Below are 20480 nucleotides of genomic sequence, written 5' to 3' on the forward strand. Positions count from 1 at the left end.
GGGGGACCGGGAATGAGCCGGAATCGTGGTGTGCGGAATACCCTCGGTGGGTATAGGGTTGTGTCGAGGGAGTACCCCATGGGGGTATCCGGATCCGAGGAGAGGAACGTCATGAGCACGAGCGAATACCAGGTCACCGGGATGAGCTGCGGCCACTGCGAGGTCGCCATCCGCGGCGAAGTCGGCCAGATCCCCGGCATCGACGCGATCGAGGTCAGCGCGCAGACGGGCAGGCTCGTCGTGACCAGCGCAGAACCCGTCGACGATGCGGCGATCCTCGCGGCGGTCGACGAAGCGGGGTACCAGGCGGTGCGAGCCTGATGAACACGGCCGGCCGTCTCGGCGTCTACGGTGCGGGACTCGCGGTGGTGTTCGGCGCCGCGTTCGTCGTGGCGGGTGCCATCGTCCCCGCCGACGCCGTGGCGTCATGGACGGAGCGTGGCCCCGACGGACACGCGGCAGACGAGTCCGCGGAGCACGCGGGCGCAGAAGAGCAGGAGGAGACCGAAGTGAGCGGAGTCACGATCGCCGCATCCGGATACGCCATCGGACCGGTCAGCGCGCCGGAGAAGGTCGATGCGGAGGGCGAGCTGTCCTTCGACATCCGCGACGCCACCGGCGCGCCGGTCACCCGATACGAGACGGCGCACGGCAGACAGCTCCACCTCATCGTCGTGCGCAGCGACGGCAGCCGCTACCGGCACGTGCACCCCGCGCTCGACCCGCAGACGGGCACCTGGTCGCTGCCGTGGACATGGGACGCCGCCGGCACGTACCGCGTCTACGCGGACTTCACCGCCGACGGCGGAAGCGGCGTGACGCTCTCCCGCACCGTCGACGTCTCGGGTGCCGTCGTGCCCGACGCCCCGAGGGCGACGCAGACCTCGGCGAACGTCGCCGGATTCGATGTGACGATCAGCGGTGAGCTGGTCGCCGGCACCGGAAGCGAGCTCACCGTCGAGGTCGCTCGCGACGGCGCCCCGGTCACGACTCTCGAACCCTACCTGGGCGCTTTCGGCCATCTGGTGGCCCTGCGCGAGGGCGACCTCGCCTACCTCCACGTCCACGCGCACGGGGACGAGCCGGAACCCGGCGACCTGGCAGGCCCCGAGGTGGTCTTCACCGCACAGACCCCGACCCCGGCCGCTACCTGCTGTACCTGGACTTCCAGGTGGACGGCGCTGTGCACACGGCCGAGTTCGTCCTGGACGCCGCACCGGGAGACGCCGCCGCAGACGACTCCGGCGACGACCACGGCGGACACTGACCCACCGGCACCGCGCGTCATGCGCCATCCGGCGCGAACGGCACAGAACGAGGAGACATCATGACGGACACACGGTCCGCGGCCCCCGCGGCAGGCACGAGCATGGAGCTGGACATCGGCGGCATGACCTGCGCGTCGTGCGCGATGCGCATCGAGAAGAAGCTCAACAGGCTCGACGGCGTCACGGCGACCGTGAACTACGCGACGGAGAAGGCCAAGGTGAGCGCACCCGAGGGCTTCGACCCCGCACTGCTCATCGCCGAGGTCGAGAAGACCGGGTACACCGCCGCCCTCCCCGCACCCGAGAAGACCGGGGGTCAGGATGGCCCCGACGACGCGTCCGACCCGGAGCTGACAGGTCTGAAGCACCGGCTCGTCGCCTCGATCGTGCTCACCGTCCCGGTCGTAGCGATGGCGATGATCCCCGCGCTGCAGTTCACCTCCTGGCAATGGCTCTCGCTCGCGCTCGCCGCCCCGGTCATCATGTGGGCGGCGTGGCCGTTCCACACGGCGGCGTGGACGAACCTCCGACACGGTGCCGCGACCATGGACACCCTCATCTCGATGGGCACGCTCGCCGCCCTGCTGTGGTCGCTGTACGCGCTGTTCTTCGGCACCGCGGGGGCTCCCGGCATGACGCACCCCTTCGAGCTGACCGTGGCTCCGAGCGACGGCGCCGCCAACATCTACCTCGAGGTCGGCGCCGGGGTGACCACGTTCATCCTCGCCGGACGATACTTCGAGAAACGGTCCAAGCGTCAGGCCGGAGCGGCGCTGCGGGCCCTGCTGGAACTCGGAGCGAAAGACGTGGCCGTGGTCCGCGACGGGGTCGAGGTGCGGATCCCCACTGCGGAGCTCGCAGCAGGAGACGAGTTCGTCGTCCGCCCCGGGGAGAAGATCGCCACGGACGGGGTCGTCGTCTCCGGGACCTCGGCGGTCGACGCGTCGATGCTCACGGGCGAGTCGGTTCCGGTCGAGGTCGGCGAGGGAGACACTGTCACCGGGGCGACTGTCAACGCCGGGGACGGCTGGTCGTGCGGGCCACGCGCGTGGGATCCGACACCCAGCTCGCGCAGATGGCCAGACTCGTCGAAGACGCCCAGACAGGCAAGGCCGAAGTGCAGCGGCTGGCGGACCGCGTCTCGGGGATCTTCGTCCCCATCGTGATCGCCATCGCCGTCGCAACCCTCGGGGCCTGGCTCGGCGCAGGGTTCCCCGCCTCAGCCGCCTTCACCGCCGCTGTCGCGGTGCTGATCATCGCCTGCCCCTGCGCCCTCGGACTCGCCACCCCGACCGCCCTGCTCGTGGGAACGGGACGCGGCGCCCAGATGGGCATCCTCATCAAGGGGCCGGAGATCCTCGAGTCCACCCGCAAGGTCGACACGGTCGTGCTGGACAAGACCGGCACCGTCACGTCGGGTCGGATGACGCTCACCGCCGTGCACACGGCAGAGGGAGTCGACCGGGGCGAGCTGCTCAGGCTCGCCGGAGCCGTGGAAGACGCCTCGGAGCACCCCATCGCGCAGGCCGTCGCGGCGGCAGCGACGCGGGAGGCCGGAACACTGCCCCTCGTCGAGGGCTTCGCCGCCATCGAGGGTCGCGGTGTGCAGGGCGTCGTCGACGGACGTGCGGTCCTGGTCGGTCGGGACTCGCTGCTCGCCGAGTGGTCGCAGCACCTGCCCGCCGCGCTCGCGGCCGCGAAGTCCGAGGCCGAGCGTCGGGGAGACGGCGATCGCCGTCGGCTGGGACGGCGAGGCCCGCGGTGTGCTCGTGGTGGCCGACACGGTGAAGCCCACCAGCGCTCAGGCCATCGCGCAGCTGAAGAGCCTGGGACTCGCACCCATCCTGCTGACGGGGACAACCGCGCCGTCGCGGAGCAGATCGCCGCCGAGGTCGGCATCGCGGAGGTCATCGCCGAGGTGCTGCCGAAGGAGAAGGTCGACGTCGTCACCAGGCTCCAGAGCGAGGGCAGGGTCGTCGCGATGATCGGCGACGGCGTGAACGACGCCGCCGCCCTCGCGCAGGCCGACCTCGGACTCGCGATGGGCACCGGTACCGACGTCGCGATCGAGGCCAGCGACATCACGCTCGTCCGCGGCGATCTGCGCAGCGCGGCCGATGCGATCCGGCTCTCCCGCAAGACCCTCGGCGCGATCAAGGGCAATCTGTTCTGGGCGTTCGCGTACAACGTCGCCGCGATCCCGCTGGCGGCTCTCGGACTGCTCAACCCCATGCTCGCCGGTGCGGCGATGGCGTTCTCGAGCGTCTTCGTGGTCGGCAACAGCCTCCGCCTGCGTTCCTTCCGGAGCCAGGCGGCGGATCCCTCCCCGGCGGCGGCCACGGCGTCGCGCGAGCGCACACCGCAGACCGTCTCCGCGGAAACCATCTGAGAACGAACGAGGAGAACGACATGTCCGATTCCCCCGCAGCCTCGTGCTGCAGCATCGACACCCGCCGTGCCGTCGCACCGGCAGGACGCAAGGATCTGCTCGCGCCACCGGCCGCCGGCATGGCAGAGTGCCCGGTGATGGTCGGCAGTCCCGTCGTCATCGCCGACGCGGAAGCCGCAGGACTCTTCCGCGACTGGGAGGGCACGCGCTACTACTTCTGCTGCGCAGGGTGCGGACCGGCGTTCGACGCCGATCCCGCGAAGTACACCGCAGCAGCCTGATCGTTTCCCCGCTCGGCGTCGACCACGTGCCGGCCCCGACCACCGTCTTCCCGAAGAGGAGAGGTTCATGAGCACCCCGCATCCCGAACCCGCGCACGATACCCACCACGGACACCCGTACGACGCCGAGCACAGCGCGGATTCCGGACACGGCACCCCCGCCGACCACGCGGGTCACGGCCACCACGGCGGGCACGGCGGTCACGCCGATCACGGCGACCACGTCGCCCAATTCCGGCGTCTGTTCTGGATCATGCTCGTGCTCGCCGTGCCGACCGTCGCGCTGTCCGGCATGTTCGCGATGATCCTCGGCTACCCGCTCCCCGATGTCCCCGGCCTCCGCTGGGTGTCGCCGATCCTCGGCACCGTCATGTACGTGTGGGGAGGGAAGCCCTTCCTCGTCGGCGCGGTGAGCGAGATCCGCGGGCGCAAGCCCGGGATGATGCTGCTGATCGGTCTCGCCATCACGGTCGCCTTCCTCGCATCGTGGGGGGCGAGCCTCGGCATCCTGCATCACGAGCTCGACTTCTGGTGGGAGCTGGCGCTGCTGATCGTGATCATGCTGCTCGGGCACTGGATCGAGATGCGCTCGCTCGCGCAGACGACCTCGGCACTCGATTCTCTCGCGGCGCTCCTCCCCGATGAGGCCGAGCGCGTGGAAGGCGGGCAGGTGGTCGTCGTCGCGCCCGCCGACCTCGCCGTCGGCGACGTCGTCGTCGTGCCCCGGGGGAGCATCCCCGCGGACGGCCGGATCGTCGACGGTCGCGCCTCGATGGACGAGTCGATGGTGACGGGGAGTCGCGCACGGTCGCCCGCGGCGTCGGCGACCCCGTCACCGCCGGTACCGTCGCGACGGACTCCGGACTGCGCGTCGAGATCACCGCGACCGGTGACGACACCACGCTCGCCGGAATCCAGCGGCTCGTCACGGAGGCGCAGAACTCGTCGTCGCGAGCGCAGCGCCTCGCCGACACGGCTGCCGGATGGCTGTTCTGGTTCGCGCTCGGATCCGCCGCGATCACCGCGATCGTCTGGACGCTCGTCGGCCTGCCCGACGACGCCGTCATCCGCACCATCACGGTGCTCGTGATCGCCTGCCCGCATGCGCTCGGCCTCGCCATCCCGCTCGTCGTCTCCATCGCGACGGAGCGGGCCGCGCGGGGCGGGGTGCTCGTCAAGGACCGCCTGGCGCTGGAGAGCATGCGCACCGTCGACACGGTGCTGTTCGACAAGACCGGCACCCTCACCAGGGGAGAGCCGGTCGTGTCGGAGGTGTCGGTCGTCGAGGGGCGCGACGCGGACGCGGTGCTCGCCCTCGCCGCCGCCGCCGAGGCGGACAGTGAGCATCCTCTGGCGAAGGCGATCGTGCGCGCGGCTGCCGATCGGGGACTCCCCGTGCCGGAGAGCCGCGACTTCACCTCGTCCCCTGCCGTGGGTGTCACAGCGGAGGTCGAGAGCACGACGGTCCGGGTCGGTGGCCCGCACCTGCTGTCCGAGGAGGGCCGCGAGGAGCTCGCTGTCGCCGAAGCCTGGCGCGCGGATGGCGCCATCATCCTGCACGTCGTCCAAGACGGTCAGGTGATCGGTGCGCTCAAGCTCGCCGACGAGGTGCGTCCCGAGTCGCGGGAGGCGGTCGACGCGCTGCACGCCCTGGGGGTCCAGGTCGTCATGATCACGGGAGACGCCGAAGCCGTCGCGCACACCGTCGCCGCGGATCTCGGCATCGACAGGGTGTTCGCGGGGGTGCGGCCGGAGGACAAGGCCGCGAAGGTGCAGGAGCTGCAGCGCGAGGGGCGCAGGGTCGCGATGGTCGGCGACGGCGTGAACGACGCCCCCGCTCTGGCGCAGGCCGACGTGGGTCTGGCCATCGGCGCGGGTACCGACGTGGCGATCGCGTCGGCCGGGGTCATCCTCGCCGGCGACGATCCGCGCTCGGTGCTCTCGGTGATCGAGCTCTCGAGGGCTGCGTACCGGAAGATGAGGCAGAACCTGTGGTGGGCTGCCGGCTACAACCTGCTGTCCGTGCCGCTCGCCGCGGGAGTGCTCGCGCCGATCGGGTTCGTGCTGCCGATGTCGGTGGGGGCGATCCTCATGTCGTTGTCGACCATCGTCGTCGCGCTCAACGCCCAGCTGCTGCGTCGGTTGGACCTGCGGCCGGAGGTGACGACACGCGCGATCCTCGACCGCTGAGGTCGCGCGTGTCGCGCGGCTTGTGAGGGGTCAGATCACTTCGCTCCGCCGAGCTCGTGGATGAGCTCCGCCTCCTCCTCGGCCGAGAGCGACGTCTGCACGACCGTGCCCTCGTAGGGGGCGAGCGCCGCGGCGAACTTGTCCTGCGTGATCTTGGTCGCATACACGACGACCGCCGACTTGCCGGCCGAGACGGTGCTCTTCACCCGGTCGCGGAACTCCGCGTCGATTCCGGTCTTGTCCAGTCCGGCGAACAGCGCGCCGAAGAGGCCGCCGAACAGGAGACCGGCGACGGGGATGAAGAACAGCAGACCGATCAGCATTCCGAAGAGTGCGCCCCCGACCGCACCGACACCGACGTTGGCGGCGGCCCCGGGATACTCGACCTTCGTCTTGCCGTTCTGATCGACCTTGACGAGCGCGAGACCCGCCAGCTCGACGACCAGATCGTTCTGCAGCGACTGGATCTGCTCGTACGCGCCTTCCGCCTGCGTCTCGGAATCGTAGGAGATGACGATCAGTTCGGCCATGAGCTCTTCCCTTCTCTGGGCTGAGACGAGCCGCCGCAGCCGTCGTGGACGGAAGCGCCGCGCCTCCGTCGAGTCAGGCTGCCCACGCCTGTGTCCTGATCCGGCGGGAAGGGCGGGAAATCACCCGGGGAGGTTGCCTCAGGCGCGGCGGCTCACTGCACCCGGCGGAAGAGATCGGCCTCGAAGCGGTAGGCGTCGCCGCGGTAGCGGTTGACGCCGAGCAGCACGGGGTGCCGTCGCTCGTGTAGGCGATCTCTTCGCCTACGAGGATCGCCGCGCCGACGGTGGTGCCGAGCAGTCGTGCGAGGTCGGCGTCGGCGGTGGAGGCCGTGACGCTGTAGGCGCTGCGGTGGATCGCGATCCCGCACACGTCGCGCAGCGCGTCGTAGAGCGACGCATCCGTCAGGTCGACGTCGACGAGCGCGGCCGTGCGCTGCTGCGGGAGCACCACGGTGTCGAAGCACACCGGGTTCCCGTCGAGGCCGCGAAGGCGACTGATCTTCAACACAGGAGACGTCGGTGCGATGCGGAGGCTCGTCGCCTCGTCGATGGTCGCGGGACGTGTCTCCTGGCTGAGGATGACGGCGGTCGGCCGCAGGCCGCGTGCGCGGGCCATCTCGCTGAAGGACTGCAGGGTGCTCGGCGGTTCGCCGACGACCTGCGCGGGCGTGAACCAGCCCCGCTGCGCCGAACGGTTCACCTTTCCCTCTGCCTCCAACGCACCGAGCGCTGCGCGCAGAGTGGAACGGCTCACGCCCACCTGCAGAGCCAGATCGCGTTCGCCGGGGAGTCTCGCACCGGCCGCGAAGACGCCGAGCTCGATGTCGTGCACGAGCTTGTCGTAGGCCAGGGAGGCGGCAGGAGTCAGAACCACAGGCAGAAACATACCACAGCGGCTATCTGGATCAAGATTTGCGCACATTGGTATTTCACTGGTGCAACTGGTTCGTTAGTGTTAGCGTTCCGATTGACCCGGAGCGTTCTCGATTCCGGTTCCCGACGGCATGTACCCGACCACCACGATGGAGTGAACGATGTTCTCGAAGAAGACGCGCACCGCGGGAGCGGTGTCCGCAGGGATCGCGGCGGTGCTCGCCCTTTCCGCATGTGCACCGGGCGGAGGGGGAGCCGAGAGCAGCGGTCCCACCGACGTCTCCAAAGATGTCGCCGGTGCGGGGGATGTCACCCTCAAACTGTCGGACTTCTGGGGCTCGGCGGAGGAGGAGTGGATCACGACCCTCATCGACGAGTTCGAGGACGAGTACCCGAACGTCACGATCGAGCGCACGCGGGAGGACTGGGGCCAGTTGACCGGCACCCTGAACCTCCAGCTGCAGGACGCGGGCGGTCCCGACATCGCCTCCGCGAACAACGGTTGGTCCTCCCTGGGCACCCTGGCCAAGGGTGGGCTCGTGCTGAACCTCGACGCCTATGCAGACCTGTACGGGTGGGCAGACGCGGTCCCGACGACGATCGCCCGCCAGAACCAGTTCACGAAGGACTTCACGACGATCGGCGAGGGGTCCTGGTTCGCGACGCCGCTCGCCCGGGCTTCGCTCATCGGCATCTACTACAACGCCGACATGCTCGACGCGCTCGGCATCCCCGTCCCGACCACCCTCGACGAGCTCGAATCCGCCGCGGCCGCGGTCAAGGCGGCGGGGGAGGTCCCGTTCAGCTACAGCGGTCTCGACGGCAACACCGCGCCGCTGCTGGGCCTTCAGGCCATGTACGGCACGGCCGACGAGATCAACGACTTCGTATACGGCGATGCCGAGGTTGACGCGGAGACGACCGGCTTCACGAAGGCGGCCACGACGCTGCAGGAGTGGAACACCGAGGGCTGGCTGATGCCGGACTTCCAGGGCCTCGACTATCAGACGTCCCTGGCCAACTACCTCGACGGCGACAGCGTCTTCCGTTTCGAGTACACGGGCGCGCTGGGGCTCACCGGCGATCAGCTCGACCAGTTCGGCTACATCCAGCTCCCGCAGGCCGACGGCGACGCCACGGTGGGCGTCGGTGCGGCGCCGGGCGCGATGGTCATCTCCGCCAAGTGCGAGCATCCGGACGTGGCTGCGGCCTTCCTCGACTTCCTGATGTCGGAGAAGGCAAGCCAGACGGCGACGGACCTCGGTCTGGTCCCGATGCTGAACGAGGTCGAGACCCCGGACGTGCTGAGCCAGAGCGGTGAGGCCGCAGCGACCGCGACGCTCGACGCCGACGACGGCTACGTGCCCTACTTCGACTGGGCGAGCCCGACGATGCTCGACATCCTGACGCAGAACACCCAGCTGCTGCTCGCCGGGAAGACGACCCCCGAGGACTTCACCACGGCCGTCGACGACGACCGCAGTGCGTTCCTCGCCGAGTCCGCCGGATCCTGACACACATGTCGACTCCGAATCCGGGTGTCGCCGTCGCCGCGAGAGCGGTCGGCGACGACACCCCGGCGACCGAGGCGATCGTGACCGCGGGGAGGCGTCGCCGTGGCGCCTCCCGCGCGCAGCGTCGCTCTCGGAGGGTCGGGCTGCTGTTCGCGCTCCCGGGTCTGCTGATCTACGCCGGCGTCGTGCTGTGGCCGATGATCCAATCGATCCAGTACTCGTTCTACAAGTGGGACGGCGTCACCGCCTCGGTGTGGGTCGGCGTGCAGAACTACATCAACTTCTTCACCGATCCGGTTCTGCGCTCGACTCTCGGCAACGTCCTCGTGCTGCTGATCTTCTTCGCTCTGCTCCCCATCGTCCTCGGCCTGCTGTCGGCGGCGCTCATCACCCGCTCGCGGCAGCCCGGCATGGCGGTCTACCGGTGGATCTTCTTCCTCCCGCAGGTCATGACGAGCGTCGTGATCGCCCTCCTGTTCAAGCGCATGTACGCGCCGGAGGGGCCGATCAACGAAGCGCTCAGGGCCCTGGGCCTCGATGCTCTGACGAAGAACTGGCTCGGCGACTTCACCTGGGCACTGCCCGCCGTCGGCCTGATCGGCACCTGGGTGACGTTCGGGTTCTGCATGGTCCTGTTCATCTCGGGTGCGGCCGCCATCTCTCCCGACCTGTACGAGGCCGCGCGGATGGACGGCGCAGGCCCGTTCCGCGAGTTCTTCTCGGTGACGCTCCCCGGTCTCCGCGGGCAGATCGCCGTGGCGCTCACTCTCACGATCACGGCCGCGCTGCGTGCCTTCGACCTGATCTGGATCACCACGCGCGGAGGACCGGGCACCTCGACCCAGACACCCGCCGTCGCGTTGTACAAGGCGGCCTTCGTCAACCCCGACGTGGGGCAGGCTGCGGCGATCGGCGTCGTGATGGCCGCGCTCTGCCTCGTGATCGCCCTCGTCATCACCCGCGTGTCGGAGAAGGAGTAGCAGTGTCCTCTCGCTCGGAGAAGTTCTGGAACTACCTGATCCTGACCGCCATGGCGCTCATCGTGCTGTGGCCGGTCGGCACGTTCCTCGCGGCCTCACTCAGCCCGGATCGTGCGGGACGGCCCTCGGTCGATCTGCAGTGGGGGAACTTCGCCACCGCATGGAACGACGCGGATTTCGCCCGCTCGATGTCGGTGTCGCTCATCATCACGGCGGTCGTGGTGATCGTCGGGGTCCTCCTCGCTCTGTTCGGCGGGTACGCGTTCGGCGTCCTCGGGGTGGTCGGCGAGAAGGTGCTGTTCCCGGTCATCCTGCTGGGGATGATGGTGTCGCTCGAGGTCATCATCGTGCCGCTGTACTACCAGTTCCGCACCATGGGCCTGACGAACAACCTGCTCGGGGTGATCCTGATCCACCTCGGCATGGGGGTGCCGTTCGGGGTGTTCTGGATGCGTGCGGCGTTCCGCGCCCTGCCGAAGGCGGTCTTCGAGTCCGCAGAGCTCGACGGCGCGGGGCCGCTGCGCATGCTGTGGTCGATCGCGGTGCCCAATCTCATGCCCGCGGTGTACACCCTGATCCTCCTGAGCTTCATGTGGACCTGGAACGACTACTTCCTCTCCCTGGTCTTCCTGCACGGCGACAACCAGACGGCCACGGTCGCGCTGGGTGTGTTCCAGGGCAAGTACGTCACGCAGATCAATCTCATGGCGGCGGGCGGACTGATCGTGGCCGCGCCGGTCCTGATCCTCTATGTGATCTTCCAGCGCAAGTTCATCTCGGGGATGCTCGCGGGCTCCGTCAAGGAATGACCCCCGTCATCCCCCTCCTTCGAATCGAAAGCAAGGAATCGTGCAACTCACCCCTCATGTCCTCGAGACCGCCGATCAGGTCGGCGAGACGGTCGCGAACCTGGTCATCGACCGGATGGCGCTCCGCAGTGATGGTCCGTTCCTGCTCGGGTGCCCGAGCGGGCGCACGGCCGTCCCGGTCTATGCCGCGCTCGCTCGGCGTGCGGCCGACGGCGCCGACCTCTCGGCCCTGGTCATCGTGATGATGGACGACTACGTCCAGCGAGGAGAGGACGGCGGCTTCTCGGTCGTGGATCCGGATGCGTCGTACTCCTGCCTGGGCTTCGCTCGTCGTGACATCCTCGCCCGCTCGCGCGCGCCGTGGAGAAGGCAGGCACGACGGCGCCGACGGAGATCTGGACGGCCGACCCCGCGCATCCGGAAGAGTACGACCGCCGGATCGCCGACGCCGGCGGTATCGACGTCTTCCTGCTCGCCTCGGGAGACAGCGACGGTCACGTCGCCTTCAACCAGCCGGGAACACCGCGCGATGCCAGAACCCATCTGGTCGACCTCGGGGAGGCGACGCGTCGCGACAATATGGGCACGTTCCCGGAGTTCACCCGGTTGGACATGGTGCCGCGCAAGGGGGTGACCGTCGGCGTCGACACGATAGCGAGCCTGTCGGCAGAGGTCGTGATGATCCTGACGGGAGTCAACAAGCGCGAAGCCTACGCGCGCATCACCGCCGCCGATGCCTACGACCCCGACTGGCCGGCGACCATCATCACCGAGTGCCGAGAGCCCGTCCTCTTCGCCGACCGCGGCGCGGCCGTCGTCCACGCATGAACGCCGCCGTCGGCGTCGACATCGGCGGCACCAAGACCCGACTCGCCCTCCTGCGGTGCGACTCGGACGACGTCGTGCGTGACGAAGTGGTCGCCTCGTCGTCGTGGCGCGGATCGTTGGGCGACCCGGCAGCCGATGCCAGGGGACTGAGCGATCTGCTCGTGGGCGTGCTCGGAGAGGGCGTGCGCGCGGTGCCTCTGGCGGTCGGCGCACACGGGTGCGACAGCACCGCGCAGTGCCGCACCCTCGAGCGGGAACTCGGCCGGCTGTGGCGCGGCCCCGTGCGGGTCGTGAACGATTCCGAACTCATGGCGCCCGCGATGGACGCAGGGCGCGCCATCGGCCTGGTCGTCGGTACGGGATCGATCGCGACGGCCCGCACCGACCAAGGTGAGCTGATCACCGCCGGGGGCTGGGGATGGCTCATCGGCGACGAGGGCAGTGCGCCCGGCGTGGTGCGCGACGCGGTCAGGGCCGTGCTCGCCGAACGAGACAGGGAGCCGCCGCCGATCCGCTCGGGGCAGCGCTGCTCGCCGCGTTCGACGCCGTCGACGGACCTGAACTCGCCCTCGCCCTGACCGACACCGCTTCGGCGGAATCCTGGGGTGCGCACGCGCCCGTCGTGTTCGCCGCGGCCGACGAAGGGTCGGCTCTCGCGACGGCGGTGATCGACGCCGCCGGGGAAGCACTCGCCGTTCTGGTCGGTCGGCTCCTGGATCGCGGCGTCGCCGCCTCGACCGTCGTGGCCGGAGGCTCGGTCATCGAGAAGCAGCCGCGGATGCGAGCCGCCGTGCACGACGACCTCTCCCGCACGAGACCCGGCATCACTCTCCTGGTCCTCGACCGTCCACCCGTGTGGGGAGCATTGGCGCTCGCACGCACCCTCGCCCTCGAATCCACCCCCATCCGAATCGGAGAACCTCACTCATGAAAGTCACATTGATCGGCGCAGGAAGCCGCGAATTCGCCGGGAAGATGGTCAGAGACCTCCTCCTGAGCGCACCGATCGCCGAGAAGGGTCTCGACATCGTCCTGATGGACATCGCGCCCGCGCCCCTCGCCGAGATGGAGGCCTACACCCGGCATCTGATCGAGCGCCTCGGGCACGCAGCGACCGTGGCGTCCACGACGGATCTCGACGAGTCGGTGACGGGGACCGACTTCGTGATCACCGCGATCGAGGTGAACCGGTACCACTACTGGTCGCAGGACTTCACCGTCCCGCGCGCACATGGCTTCCGTCAGGTCTACGGGGAGAACGGCGGCCCCGGAGGTCTGTTCCATGCGCTTCGCCAGTTCGGTCCGCTGCTGGAGATCGCGCGGGCGATCGAGCGGAACGCCCCGGACGCTCTCTTCCTCAACTTCTCGAATCCCGAACACAAGGTGTGCGAGGCGATCAGCCGCCTGACGTCGGTCAAGGTGGTCGGACTGTGCCACGGGTACTTCTACGGCGTCCGCCAGATCTCGGCGCTGCTCGACATGCCGAGCGAGGACCTGGAACTCCCGGCCGCGGGGATCAACCACTTCACCTGGTTCCAGGCGATGCGCGACCGTCGGACGGGAGAGGACCTCTATCCGAAGCTCCGCGAGCGTGAGAGCACAGCGAACTGGGTGTCCGACTGGCACGAGATCGGACTGTCCCGGATCCTGTTCCGTCGGTTCGGGCTGTGGCCGTCGCCCAGCGCCAACCACATCGGCGAGTACATCTCCTGGGCCGAGGACTACGTGCCGGCGCAGTTGCAGTACTTCCATGACCCCGCCGAGGGTTCGCCGTGGCGGCCGGGAGCGCCGACGCCGGAGTGGTACTACGAGATCCGTTTCGCCGACACCGACCGTCCGTTCCATGCGCCGCGCCCCGACGCCTCCCTCGAAGGGTCGCTCGAGGACAGTCCGGTCGTGTCGTCCGAAGAGCTCGCGATCCCGATCATCGAGTGGGTGGCGTGCGGTGTGGAGCGCGCACTGCCCGCCGTGAACATCCCGAACCGCGGCGCGATCCCCGGGTTGCCGGACGAGATGGTGGTCGAGGTGCCGGCACGTGTCGTCGACGGCGAACTGGTCGCGGTGCAGATGGACGAGCTCCCCGAGGGCATCTTGGCGATGATCCGGCTGCAGGGCTCGATCCACAAGCTGCTCGTCGAGGCGTATGCGGAGGAGTCGAAGGCGAAGCTGCTCCAGGCGATCCTGCTCGATCCGGTCGTCGACTCCCACAACCGGGCCGTCGCCATGCTCGACGAGTTCCTCGAGCTGCAGGCCGACGTCCTGCCCCCGCTGCGCTGATGTCGTCTGCTGAGCGTCCAGACGACGGGCCGTCGATGACCCCGCCCCTGTATGACGTGGAGGCTGTGGTCTCCGCGCTCACCCTCGAGGAGAAGGCGTCGCTCCTGTCGGGCCTCGACGACTGGTTCACCCAGCCGCTCGACCGCCAGGGGCTGCCCGCGCGGGTCCCCTCGATCGAAGTCGGAGACGGTCCGCACGGGTTGCGCAAGGAGACCGGCGTCGACATGGTGTGGGTGCCGGCGACCGGCTTCCCGACGGCGTCGGCGATGGGGGCATCGTGGGACCGCGCGCTGGTCGCCCGGGTCGCCGCGGCCATCGGCGAGGAGGCGAGGGCCGAAGGCGTGCAGGTCGTGCTCGGTCCCGGGGTCAACATGAAGCGCTCTCCGCTGTGCGGTCGCAACTTCGAGTACTTCTCGGAGGATCCGCTGCACAGCGGCGAACTCGGCGCCGCCTATGTGAACGGGCTGCAGTCGACAGGCGTCGGCGCGTCGCTCAAGCACTTCGCTGCGAACAATCAGGAGATCGAGCGCACGCGCATCTCGGTGGTCGCCGACGACCGCACGCTGCGCGAGACCTATCTGTCGGCTTTCGAGCGCGTGGTGCGTCAGGCCGATCCGTGGACGGTCATGTGCTCCTACAACCGCATCGGCGGCGTGCACGCTTCGCAGAACCGCTGGTTGCTCACCGAGGTGCTGCGTGAGGACTGGGGATACGACGGAGCGGTGGTGTCCGACTGGAACGCCGTGCACGATCGTGTCGCCGCGCTCGTCGCAGGGCTCGATCTGGAAATGCCGGGCACTCAGGGGCGGACCGACGCCGAGATCGTCACCGCCGTGCGCGCGGGCGTGCTCGACGAAGCGGTCGTCGACGACGCTGCACGGCGCGTGCTGGAGCTCGTGGCGCGCGCGTACCCGAGGGATGCCTCCGCGACCGGTGCGGTCATGGACCTGGGGCACGCGCCGGGCGCGCGTCTGAGTGCGGCGCAACTCGGACTGCTGCGTGCCGACGAGCACCATGCGCTCGCGCGCGAGGCTGCTGCCGGATGCGTCACCCTGCTGCGCAACGAGGTCCGGTCGGGCAGCGGCCGGCCGGTGCTTCCGCTCGACGAGACCGCGGAGGGACGCATCGCCGTGATCGGCGCGTTCGCCCACCACGCGCGCATCCAGGGAGGCGGGTCGTCCGGCGTCGATCCCACGCGCGTCGACGTCCCCCTGGAGCAGCTGCGGGCGATCGCCGGCGCACGCATCGACTTCGCGGAGGGCTATGCGTACCTCACGAAGAACGCCTATCAGGATGACAATCTCGGCATCCTCGCCGTGCACGGCATCACGGTGGAGGAGCAGCGACCGCGCGTGGCGCGCAGGTCGGCCGCCCTCGCCAAGGAGCTCCAGCTCGCCGAGGCCGTGCGACATCAGGCGAAGGGGCCGCTGTCCGACCGGGCGCTGGCGCTGATCGATGAGGCCGTCGCGACGGCCGAGACCGCGGGCACGATCGTGGTGTTCGCCGGTCTGCCGCTGTCGTTCGAACAGGAGGCCAACGATCGCGATTCGCTCGCCCTCCCCGCGGAGCAGGACGAACTGATCTCACGCCTCGCCGATCTCCGTGATCGCACGGGTGCGGCTCTGATCGTGGTGCTCGCGAACGGCTCGCCCGTCACGATGGCGCCGTGGCACGACAGGGTGGACGGCATCGTGGAGACCTGGCTCGGTGGTCAGGGCACGGGCGCGGCTGTCGCCGATGTGCTGTTCGGGCGGCTGTCGCCCTCGGGGAAGACCGCCGAGACGTTCCCGCTGGCGGTGGAGGACACTCCCGGTTTCCCGAACTGGATCGGCGAGCGCGGCACGGTGCTGTACGGCGAAGGCGTCTACATCGGCTACCGGTGGTACGACGCGCTGCGGAGGCCTGTGCTGTATCCCTTCGGATACGGGCTGTCGTACACGTCGTTCGCGTACTCGGCACTGGAGGTCGATGTGATCGACGCCGAAGCCGCTCGGGTGCGGGTGACCTGCGAGATCACGAACACGGGTGACGTCGCGGGCGCGGAGGTCGTGCAGCTCTACGTGGGAGACCCCGACGCCGAGGTCTCGCGTCCGGTGCGTGAACTGCGCGGTTTCGAGAAGGTGTTCCTCGACGCGGGGGAGAGCGTCCGGGTCGAGTTCCCGCTCGGCAACCGCGACTTCGCCTACTGGGACTCCGCGGCGCGACGCGACGACGGTCGATTCGGTGTCTGGCGTCGTGAAGGCGGGGAGTTCCGCATCGATGTGGGCTCCTCCTCCCAGGACATCCTGCTCTCGGAGTCGATCGTCCTCCCGGACGACCCCACCATCCCGCCCCTCGTGCACGACGCCGACCTCCTCGACTCCGAAGAGTCCCGATTCGTGGGAGGTCACGCCGGCTGAACCGACGGTGATGACGTGGTGCCGAGCCGCTTCACCTTTCCGCGTAACGATTCGGCTCCACCGTGTCGGCGGTTCCCGCGGCTCTGGGAGACTGAGCGCGCTGCCGTCTACGGAGACGACTGCCAAGGGGAGAGCGACCAGTGTTCATGACTACTTCTGCGCGCCGGTTCCCGGCGATACTCGCACTCGCGGCCGCCGCAACGATCGCGACGGGATGTACGGCATCAGCGCCGGAGGTTGTCGAAGAGACGGCGCCGGTCGTGACGCTCGGTCCCACACCGACTCCGACGCGTACTCCGAGCATCATCGAGTGGGTCGAATTCCCCGCATACGATGACGAGCCCTCGGTGAGCGAACGCGGGAACGTCGTCAAACAACCCGGCGAGGTGGCGGGTCTCGCCGACGCGAACGGCGAAGACCTGTTGCGATTCATGGTGCAGGCCATCTCGATCGAGCCGGAGTGCGAGGGCGGCGACGCCGCGCCCGTTCCGGAGAACGGGTATTTCGTCCGTGTCGACCTCCAAGGCGAGGCTCTGCCCGGGCTCACGCAGGCGTACCAGGAGGGCGGCGTGCCTCCCGTGTTGTCGTTCAGCGACTGGAGTGCGATCGACTCCAGCGGGGTGAATGTGAATACCGATCCGGTCACCGAGTCCGGCATCGCCTGTCTGACCCGCCCCGAGATGATCTACTACACGGATATCAACCCGGGGGAGCGTGGCGTCGGAAGCGTCGTCCTCGATGTCCCGACGGAGCATGGGACGCTGATCCTGCGTCTCGGGGGACAAGACGGCTGGGAGTACACGTACTGACATGGTCGAGCGGGGTGCACGACGGCGATACCGGCGGGAGTGGCGGAGGCTGGCGCTCGCCGCGCCGCTCTTCGCGTTCATCGTCGGTCTCCTGCTGCAGACGCTGACCTCAGGTATCGCGTACTCGGTCCTGCAATGGACGGTCATCGGAATGATCGTGGCAGGGTCGGCGGTGCTGCTCGTCTGGCAGGCGCTGAAGGTCCGTTCGCGCCGGAGGAGGCTCCGCGACAGGTGAAGGGCGAGCACCGACGAGAAAAGCCGCCTGAAACCAGGCGCCATCGACGACCTCGCCCGGGTGGTCGCGCCGGCGCTCCAAGACGTGCTCGCACCGCGGTTCTCCTGAACCTCGTCGCCATCTGCGGGATACTCCGAACAGAGTGAGAGGACAGGACATGACACAGTCGACGAGCGACGGCACGAACCGTCCCCGTGGCGGAGTGTTCCGTCGCCGCACGCCCAACGCGGCGACACCCACCGAGGGAACGAGTCGACGGACCCGCTACGTCGATGATGGCCACCTCCTCCGCGCGCCGCGCGACACCACCGTGGACGGCGCTCAGGCATTCACCGACGAGGACGATCGGCGTACAGCGCTGCTGCTGTATCCGAAGCCGACGCTGGAGGACGTCGCCGAACTCGCGAGCAGCTGGCACCTCCATCCTCTACTCGTGGAGGATCTCCTCCATGCCGGGCAGCGCCCGAAGCTCGAACGCTACGACGACACGCTGTTCCTCGTCGTGAGGTCCGCGTGGTACGTCGACGCGAGAGAGGACGTCGACTTCGCCGAGTTCCACATCCTCGTGCGCCCGCAGGCCGTGGCCGTGTTCTGTCAGGACGGGAGGTGGATAGACGGCCTCGACGCCGATGACGCCTCCGGGGCGACCGACCGCGGCGACCACACCCTCCTCGACGACGAGCAACTGCTCCACCACGGCCCCGAAGCCATCGTGTACCGCCTGCTCGACGCCATCGTCGACGGCTATATGCCCGTGCTCCGTGGTCTCGCCATCGACCGGGAGCAGATCGAACGTCAGGTGTTCAGCGGCGACGCCAGTGTCACCGAACGTATCTATCGTCTGAGTCAGGAGGTCATCGACCTCCAACAGGCGACCTCGGGTCTCGCCGAGGTGCTCGCCGCGCTGCGGAAGGGGTTCCGCCGCTATGACATCCCCGAGCCGCTGCAGTCGTACCTCCAGGATGTCGCCGACCACCTCAGCCGCGCCGAGACACAGGTCAGCGACCTCCGCGAATCTCTCTCGCAGATCCTCACGGTCAACGGCACCCTCGTCGCCCAGCGCCAGAACGAGGACATGAAGAAGATCTCCGGCTGGGCCGCGATCCTCTTCGCCCCCACACTCATCGGCGCGATCTACGGCATGAACTTCGACAACATGCCCGAACTCCACTGGGCCTTCGGCTATCCGCTCGCCGTCGGTGGGATGGTCGCGTTCGCGCTCGTCCTGTACGTCATCTTCAAGCGACAGAAGTGGATGTGAAGCGTTCACCTTCAGACAACTGCTCTCGGGCGTTCGTGAGTCTCCGCGGCAGAGGGGCGAATAGGTGGGAGTGTCACGCTGAGTGTGCACCTGGGGCCTTCCTTTCGCATCCGAGCGTCTGAGCGAGTGCCGTGCGAGAATCAGCGGAGCGCGTCCTCGCGGATGTCTGCGAGCGCGTTCATGAATCCTTCTGAGCATCCGCTGGATCCGGCGAGTCGGTCGACCGCGACGTCGTCGAGCGGCTTCCCGACGACCTCTGCGGGGAGGGCATCAGCGAAGCGCTGTTGATAGCCCAGGGAGACCTCGTCCTCTGCGGGTGTGGTGATGTCGACGTCGGTAACGATGCCGTTCTCGATGGTGAGAGTCACGTCGTGATGGGACGGCAGAGAGCCGTACCAGCCGCGTGCGGTGTATTCGCCATCGCGGTACGTGTCAGGGGTCATGTCGTCCTCCTCGACAGTCGGCACCGCGGATGGGGCGGCTGAGCTGTGGGGCCGCGAGTCAGCCGGGGTCGCGCACGCAGCGAGCGACACCGCCGATGCCACGATTCCTGCGGCAGCAGCGACCCCACGCCCGGCGGTCGCGGATCGTTGTGGGGAAGCGTTGGTGCGGGACATTCTTCGACGCTATGCCGTTACCTCGCTGCGTGGGGTGCCCTGTTGTTACCTGGATAGCTGGCCACTGGTGCGTCACTGTGAAGTCGAGGGAGCCTGTCGGTGACCTCTAAGGAAAGGACGTTGCAATGACAGAACTGACACCCGCTCAGAGCGCGGTGGGGGATGTCGCGCCTCAGCTCGCCTCCCTCACCGATGATGTGCTGTTCGGACAGGTGTGGTCTAGGCACGAGGCGTTGAGCCGTCGTGACCGCAGCCTGGTGACGGTGGCGAGTCTGGTCACCTCGAGCAGTTTCGAGCAGTTGGAGAGCCACCTGCGATTGGCCAAGGAGAACGGTGTGCGGGAAGACGAGGTGGTCGAGGTGATTACCCATCTGGCCTTCTACGCCGGGTGGCCGAAGGCGATGTCCGCCATCAAGGTCGCGAAGCGCGTCTTCGCCGAGAAGGAAGAAGAGATCCACCCATGAGCACAACTGACACCGCCCGTGTCGCCCTGGTGACGGGAGCATCCTCCGGAATCGGAGAGGCCACGGCGCGCGCGTTCCACGCCGCGGGCTTCAAAGTCGCACTGCTTGCCCGCAGAACTGAACGCATCGAGACCATCGCTGCAGAGCTGGGTGAAGGCGCGGTCGCGGTTGCCGCCGACGTCACAGACCGCGACGCCCTCGTCGCAGCAGCAACCCGTGTGAAGCAAAGCCTGGGACGCGTCGACATCCTCGTCAACAACGCTGGCATCATGCTCCTCGGCCCATTCTCGTCTGAACAGCGGGAGGACTACCGGCGCATGGTCGACGTGAACCTCCTCGGCGCCATCACCGCGACCGAGGTGTTCCTCGACCAGCTCGTCGACGGTGGCGGCGACATCGTGAACATCTCCTCGGTTGCCGGGCGTACGGCCCGGGCTGGCAACGGCGTGTATGCCGCGACGAAGTGGGCCATCAACGGATGGTCGGAGTCTCTCCGCCAGGAGCTTCTTCCTGACGTACGCGTGACGCTCATCGAGCCGGGCGTCGTGGCGACCGAGCTTCCGACCCACATCACGCACGAGGCGACGAACACGGCCGTCAACGAGATGTACGCGCAGGCGACGGTGACGGCGGAGGACGTCGCTGAGATCATCACGTTCACCGTGCAGCGCCCCAAGCACCTCGCTATCAACGAGATCCTGCTCCGGCCCGCCTCGCAGGTCTGACCAGTGACAGAACGGGCGGGCATCCATCCCG

The 20480-nt window shown here is 68.5% G+C and carries 20 protein-coding genes and 1 pseudogene; 18 read left to right on the forward strand and 3 right to left on the reverse strand.

From position 1 onward, the window contains the following. The first annotated feature begins 111 nt into the window (after window positions 1-111). The 5 genes and pseudogenes from K1X59_RS08260 (at window position 112) to K1X59_RS08280 (ending at window position 6128) form a co-directional block, all read left to right on the forward strand. Window positions 112-321 (forward strand): heavy-metal-associated domain-containing protein, encoded by a 210-nt coding sequence (locus K1X59_RS08260; protein ID WP_183152442.1) that lies wholly within the window; start codon window positions 112-114, stop codon window positions 319-321. Further along, window positions 321-1331 carry a heavy-metal-associated domain-containing protein gene (locus tag K1X59_RS08265; RefSeq protein ID WP_244632529.1) on the forward strand — a complete coding sequence of 337 codons (1011 nt, stop codon included), beginning with the start codon at window positions 321-323 and terminating at the stop codon, window positions 1329-1331. The genes K1X59_RS08260 and K1X59_RS08265 overlap by 1 nt, the downstream gene beginning before the upstream one ends. 73 nt (window positions 1332-1404) lie before the next feature. Beyond that, entirely contained in the window at window positions 1405-3657 is a 2253-nt protein-coding gene (locus tag K1X59_RS08270) for an HAD-IC family P-type ATPase (protein ID WP_258567184.1), read from the forward strand. Between the two features lie 20 nt (window positions 3658-3677). Continuing rightward, window positions 3678-3938: a YHS domain-containing protein gene (locus K1X59_RS08275; RefSeq protein ID WP_183152443.1), complete on the forward strand. Its 261-nt coding sequence runs from the start codon at window positions 3678-3680 to the stop codon at window positions 3936-3938. A gap of 67 nt (window positions 3939-4005) precedes the next feature. Next, window positions 4006-6128 (forward strand): annotated as a pseudogene (locus tag K1X59_RS08280) (heavy metal translocating P-type ATPase). A gap of 35 nt (window positions 6129-6163) precedes the next feature. On the opposite strand, the gene K1X59_RS08285 reads toward K1X59_RS08280, so the two are convergent. Together K1X59_RS08285 and K1X59_RS08290 are read right to left on the reverse strand one after the other, a co-directional pair. Then, on the reverse strand, window positions 6164-6658 hold the full coding sequence (locus K1X59_RS08285; protein WP_183152444.1) for a DUF1269 domain-containing protein: 495 nt from the start codon (window positions 6656-6658) through the stop codon (window positions 6164-6166). 73 nt (window positions 6659-6731) lie between these two features. Next, window positions 6732-7532: a GntR family transcriptional regulator gene (locus K1X59_RS08290; RefSeq protein ID WP_220174132.1), complete on the reverse strand. Its 801-nt coding sequence runs from the start codon at window positions 7530-7532 to the stop codon at window positions 6732-6734. A gap of 160 nt (window positions 7533-7692) precedes the next feature. On the opposite strand from K1X59_RS08290, the gene K1X59_RS08295 reads away from it, so the two are divergent. From K1X59_RS08295 to K1X59_RS08345, 11 genes are all read left to right on the forward strand, one after another. After that, window positions 7693-9045, forward strand: coding sequence for an ABC transporter substrate-binding protein (locus K1X59_RS08295; RefSeq protein WP_220174133.1), 1353 nt, complete (start codon window positions 7693-7695; stop codon window positions 9043-9045). Window positions 9046-9050: 5 nt separating this feature from the next. After that, entirely contained in the window at window positions 9051-10025 is a 975-nt protein-coding gene (locus tag K1X59_RS08300; protein WP_183152448.1) for a carbohydrate ABC transporter permease, read from the forward strand. A 2-nt stretch (window positions 10026-10027) separates the two neighbouring features. Next, window positions 10028-10834: a carbohydrate ABC transporter permease gene (locus tag K1X59_RS08305; RefSeq protein WP_183152449.1), complete on the forward strand. Its 807-nt coding sequence runs from the start codon at window positions 10028-10030 to the stop codon at window positions 10832-10834. Between the two features lie 360 nt (window positions 10835-11194). Beyond that, window positions 11195-11662, forward strand: a complete 468-nt coding sequence (locus K1X59_RS08310) for a 6-phosphogluconolactonase (RefSeq protein ID WP_183152450.1) — start codon at window positions 11195-11197, stop codon at window positions 11660-11662. Beyond that, the gene (locus K1X59_RS08315; RefSeq protein WP_220174134.1) at window positions 11659-12240 is read left to right on the forward strand and encodes a BadF/BadG/BcrA/BcrD ATPase family protein; all 582 of its coding nucleotides are present in this window, start codon (window positions 11659-11661) and stop codon (window positions 12238-12240) included. Before K1X59_RS08310 ends, K1X59_RS08315 begins: the two co-directional genes overlap by 4 nt. A gap of 44 nt (window positions 12241-12284) precedes the next feature. Beyond that, on the forward strand, window positions 12285-12593 hold the full coding sequence (locus K1X59_RS08320) for a hypothetical protein (protein ID WP_220174135.1): 309 nt from the start codon (window positions 12285-12287) through the stop codon (window positions 12591-12593). Continuing rightward, window positions 12590-13939, forward strand: a complete 1350-nt coding sequence (locus K1X59_RS08325) for an alpha-galactosidase (RefSeq protein ID WP_183152452.1) — start codon at window positions 12590-12592, stop codon at window positions 13937-13939. Before K1X59_RS08320 ends, K1X59_RS08325 begins: the two co-directional genes overlap by 4 nt. Window positions 13940-13974: 35 nt before the next feature. Further along, window positions 13975-16338 carry a beta-glucosidase gene (locus K1X59_RS08330; RefSeq protein WP_183152453.1) on the forward strand — a complete coding sequence of 788 codons (2364 nt, stop codon included), beginning with the start codon at window positions 13975-13977 and terminating at the stop codon, window positions 16336-16338. 146 nt (window positions 16339-16484) lie between these two features. Next, window positions 16485-17147 carry a hypothetical protein gene (locus tag K1X59_RS08335; RefSeq protein ID WP_183152454.1) on the forward strand — a complete coding sequence of 221 codons (663 nt, stop codon included), beginning with the start codon at window positions 16485-16487 and terminating at the stop codon, window positions 17145-17147. A 1-nt stretch (window position 17148) separates the two neighbouring features. Then, window positions 17149-17382, forward strand: a complete 234-nt coding sequence (locus tag K1X59_RS08340) for a hypothetical protein (RefSeq protein ID WP_183152455.1) — start codon at window positions 17149-17151, stop codon at window positions 17380-17382. 157 nt (window positions 17383-17539) lie between these two features. Beyond that, window positions 17540-18643: a magnesium and cobalt transport protein CorA gene (locus tag K1X59_RS08345; RefSeq protein ID WP_183152456.1), complete on the forward strand. Its 1104-nt coding sequence runs from the start codon at window positions 17540-17542 to the stop codon at window positions 18641-18643. A gap of 140 nt (window positions 18644-18783) precedes the next feature. On the opposite strand, the gene K1X59_RS08350 is transcribed toward K1X59_RS08345, so the two are convergent. Further along, a complete protein-coding gene (locus K1X59_RS08350) occupies window positions 18784-19086 on the reverse strand; it encodes a hypothetical protein (protein ID WP_183152457.1) in 303 nt (100 codons plus the stop codon). Between the two features lie 299 nt (window positions 19087-19385). Here K1X59_RS08350 and K1X59_RS08355 point away from each other — a divergent pair, with 299 nt between their 5' ends. Both K1X59_RS08355 and K1X59_RS08360 read left to right on the forward strand, forming a co-directional pair. After that, a complete protein-coding gene (locus tag K1X59_RS08355; protein WP_183152458.1) occupies window positions 19386-19724 on the forward strand; it encodes a carboxymuconolactone decarboxylase family protein in 339 nt (112 codons plus the stop codon). Beyond that, window positions 19721-20449 carry an SDR family oxidoreductase gene (locus K1X59_RS08360; protein WP_183152459.1) on the forward strand — a complete coding sequence of 243 codons (729 nt, stop codon included), beginning with the start codon at window positions 19721-19723 and terminating at the stop codon, window positions 20447-20449. Before K1X59_RS08355 ends, K1X59_RS08360 begins: the two co-directional genes overlap by 4 nt. Window positions 20450-20480: the final 31 nt, after the last annotated feature.

It is taken from the genome of Microbacterium sp. Se5.02b (genome assembly GCF_019464375.1).
In the GTDB taxonomy this organism is placed as follows: Bacteria; Actinomycetota; Actinomycetes; order Actinomycetales; family Microbacteriaceae; genus Microbacterium.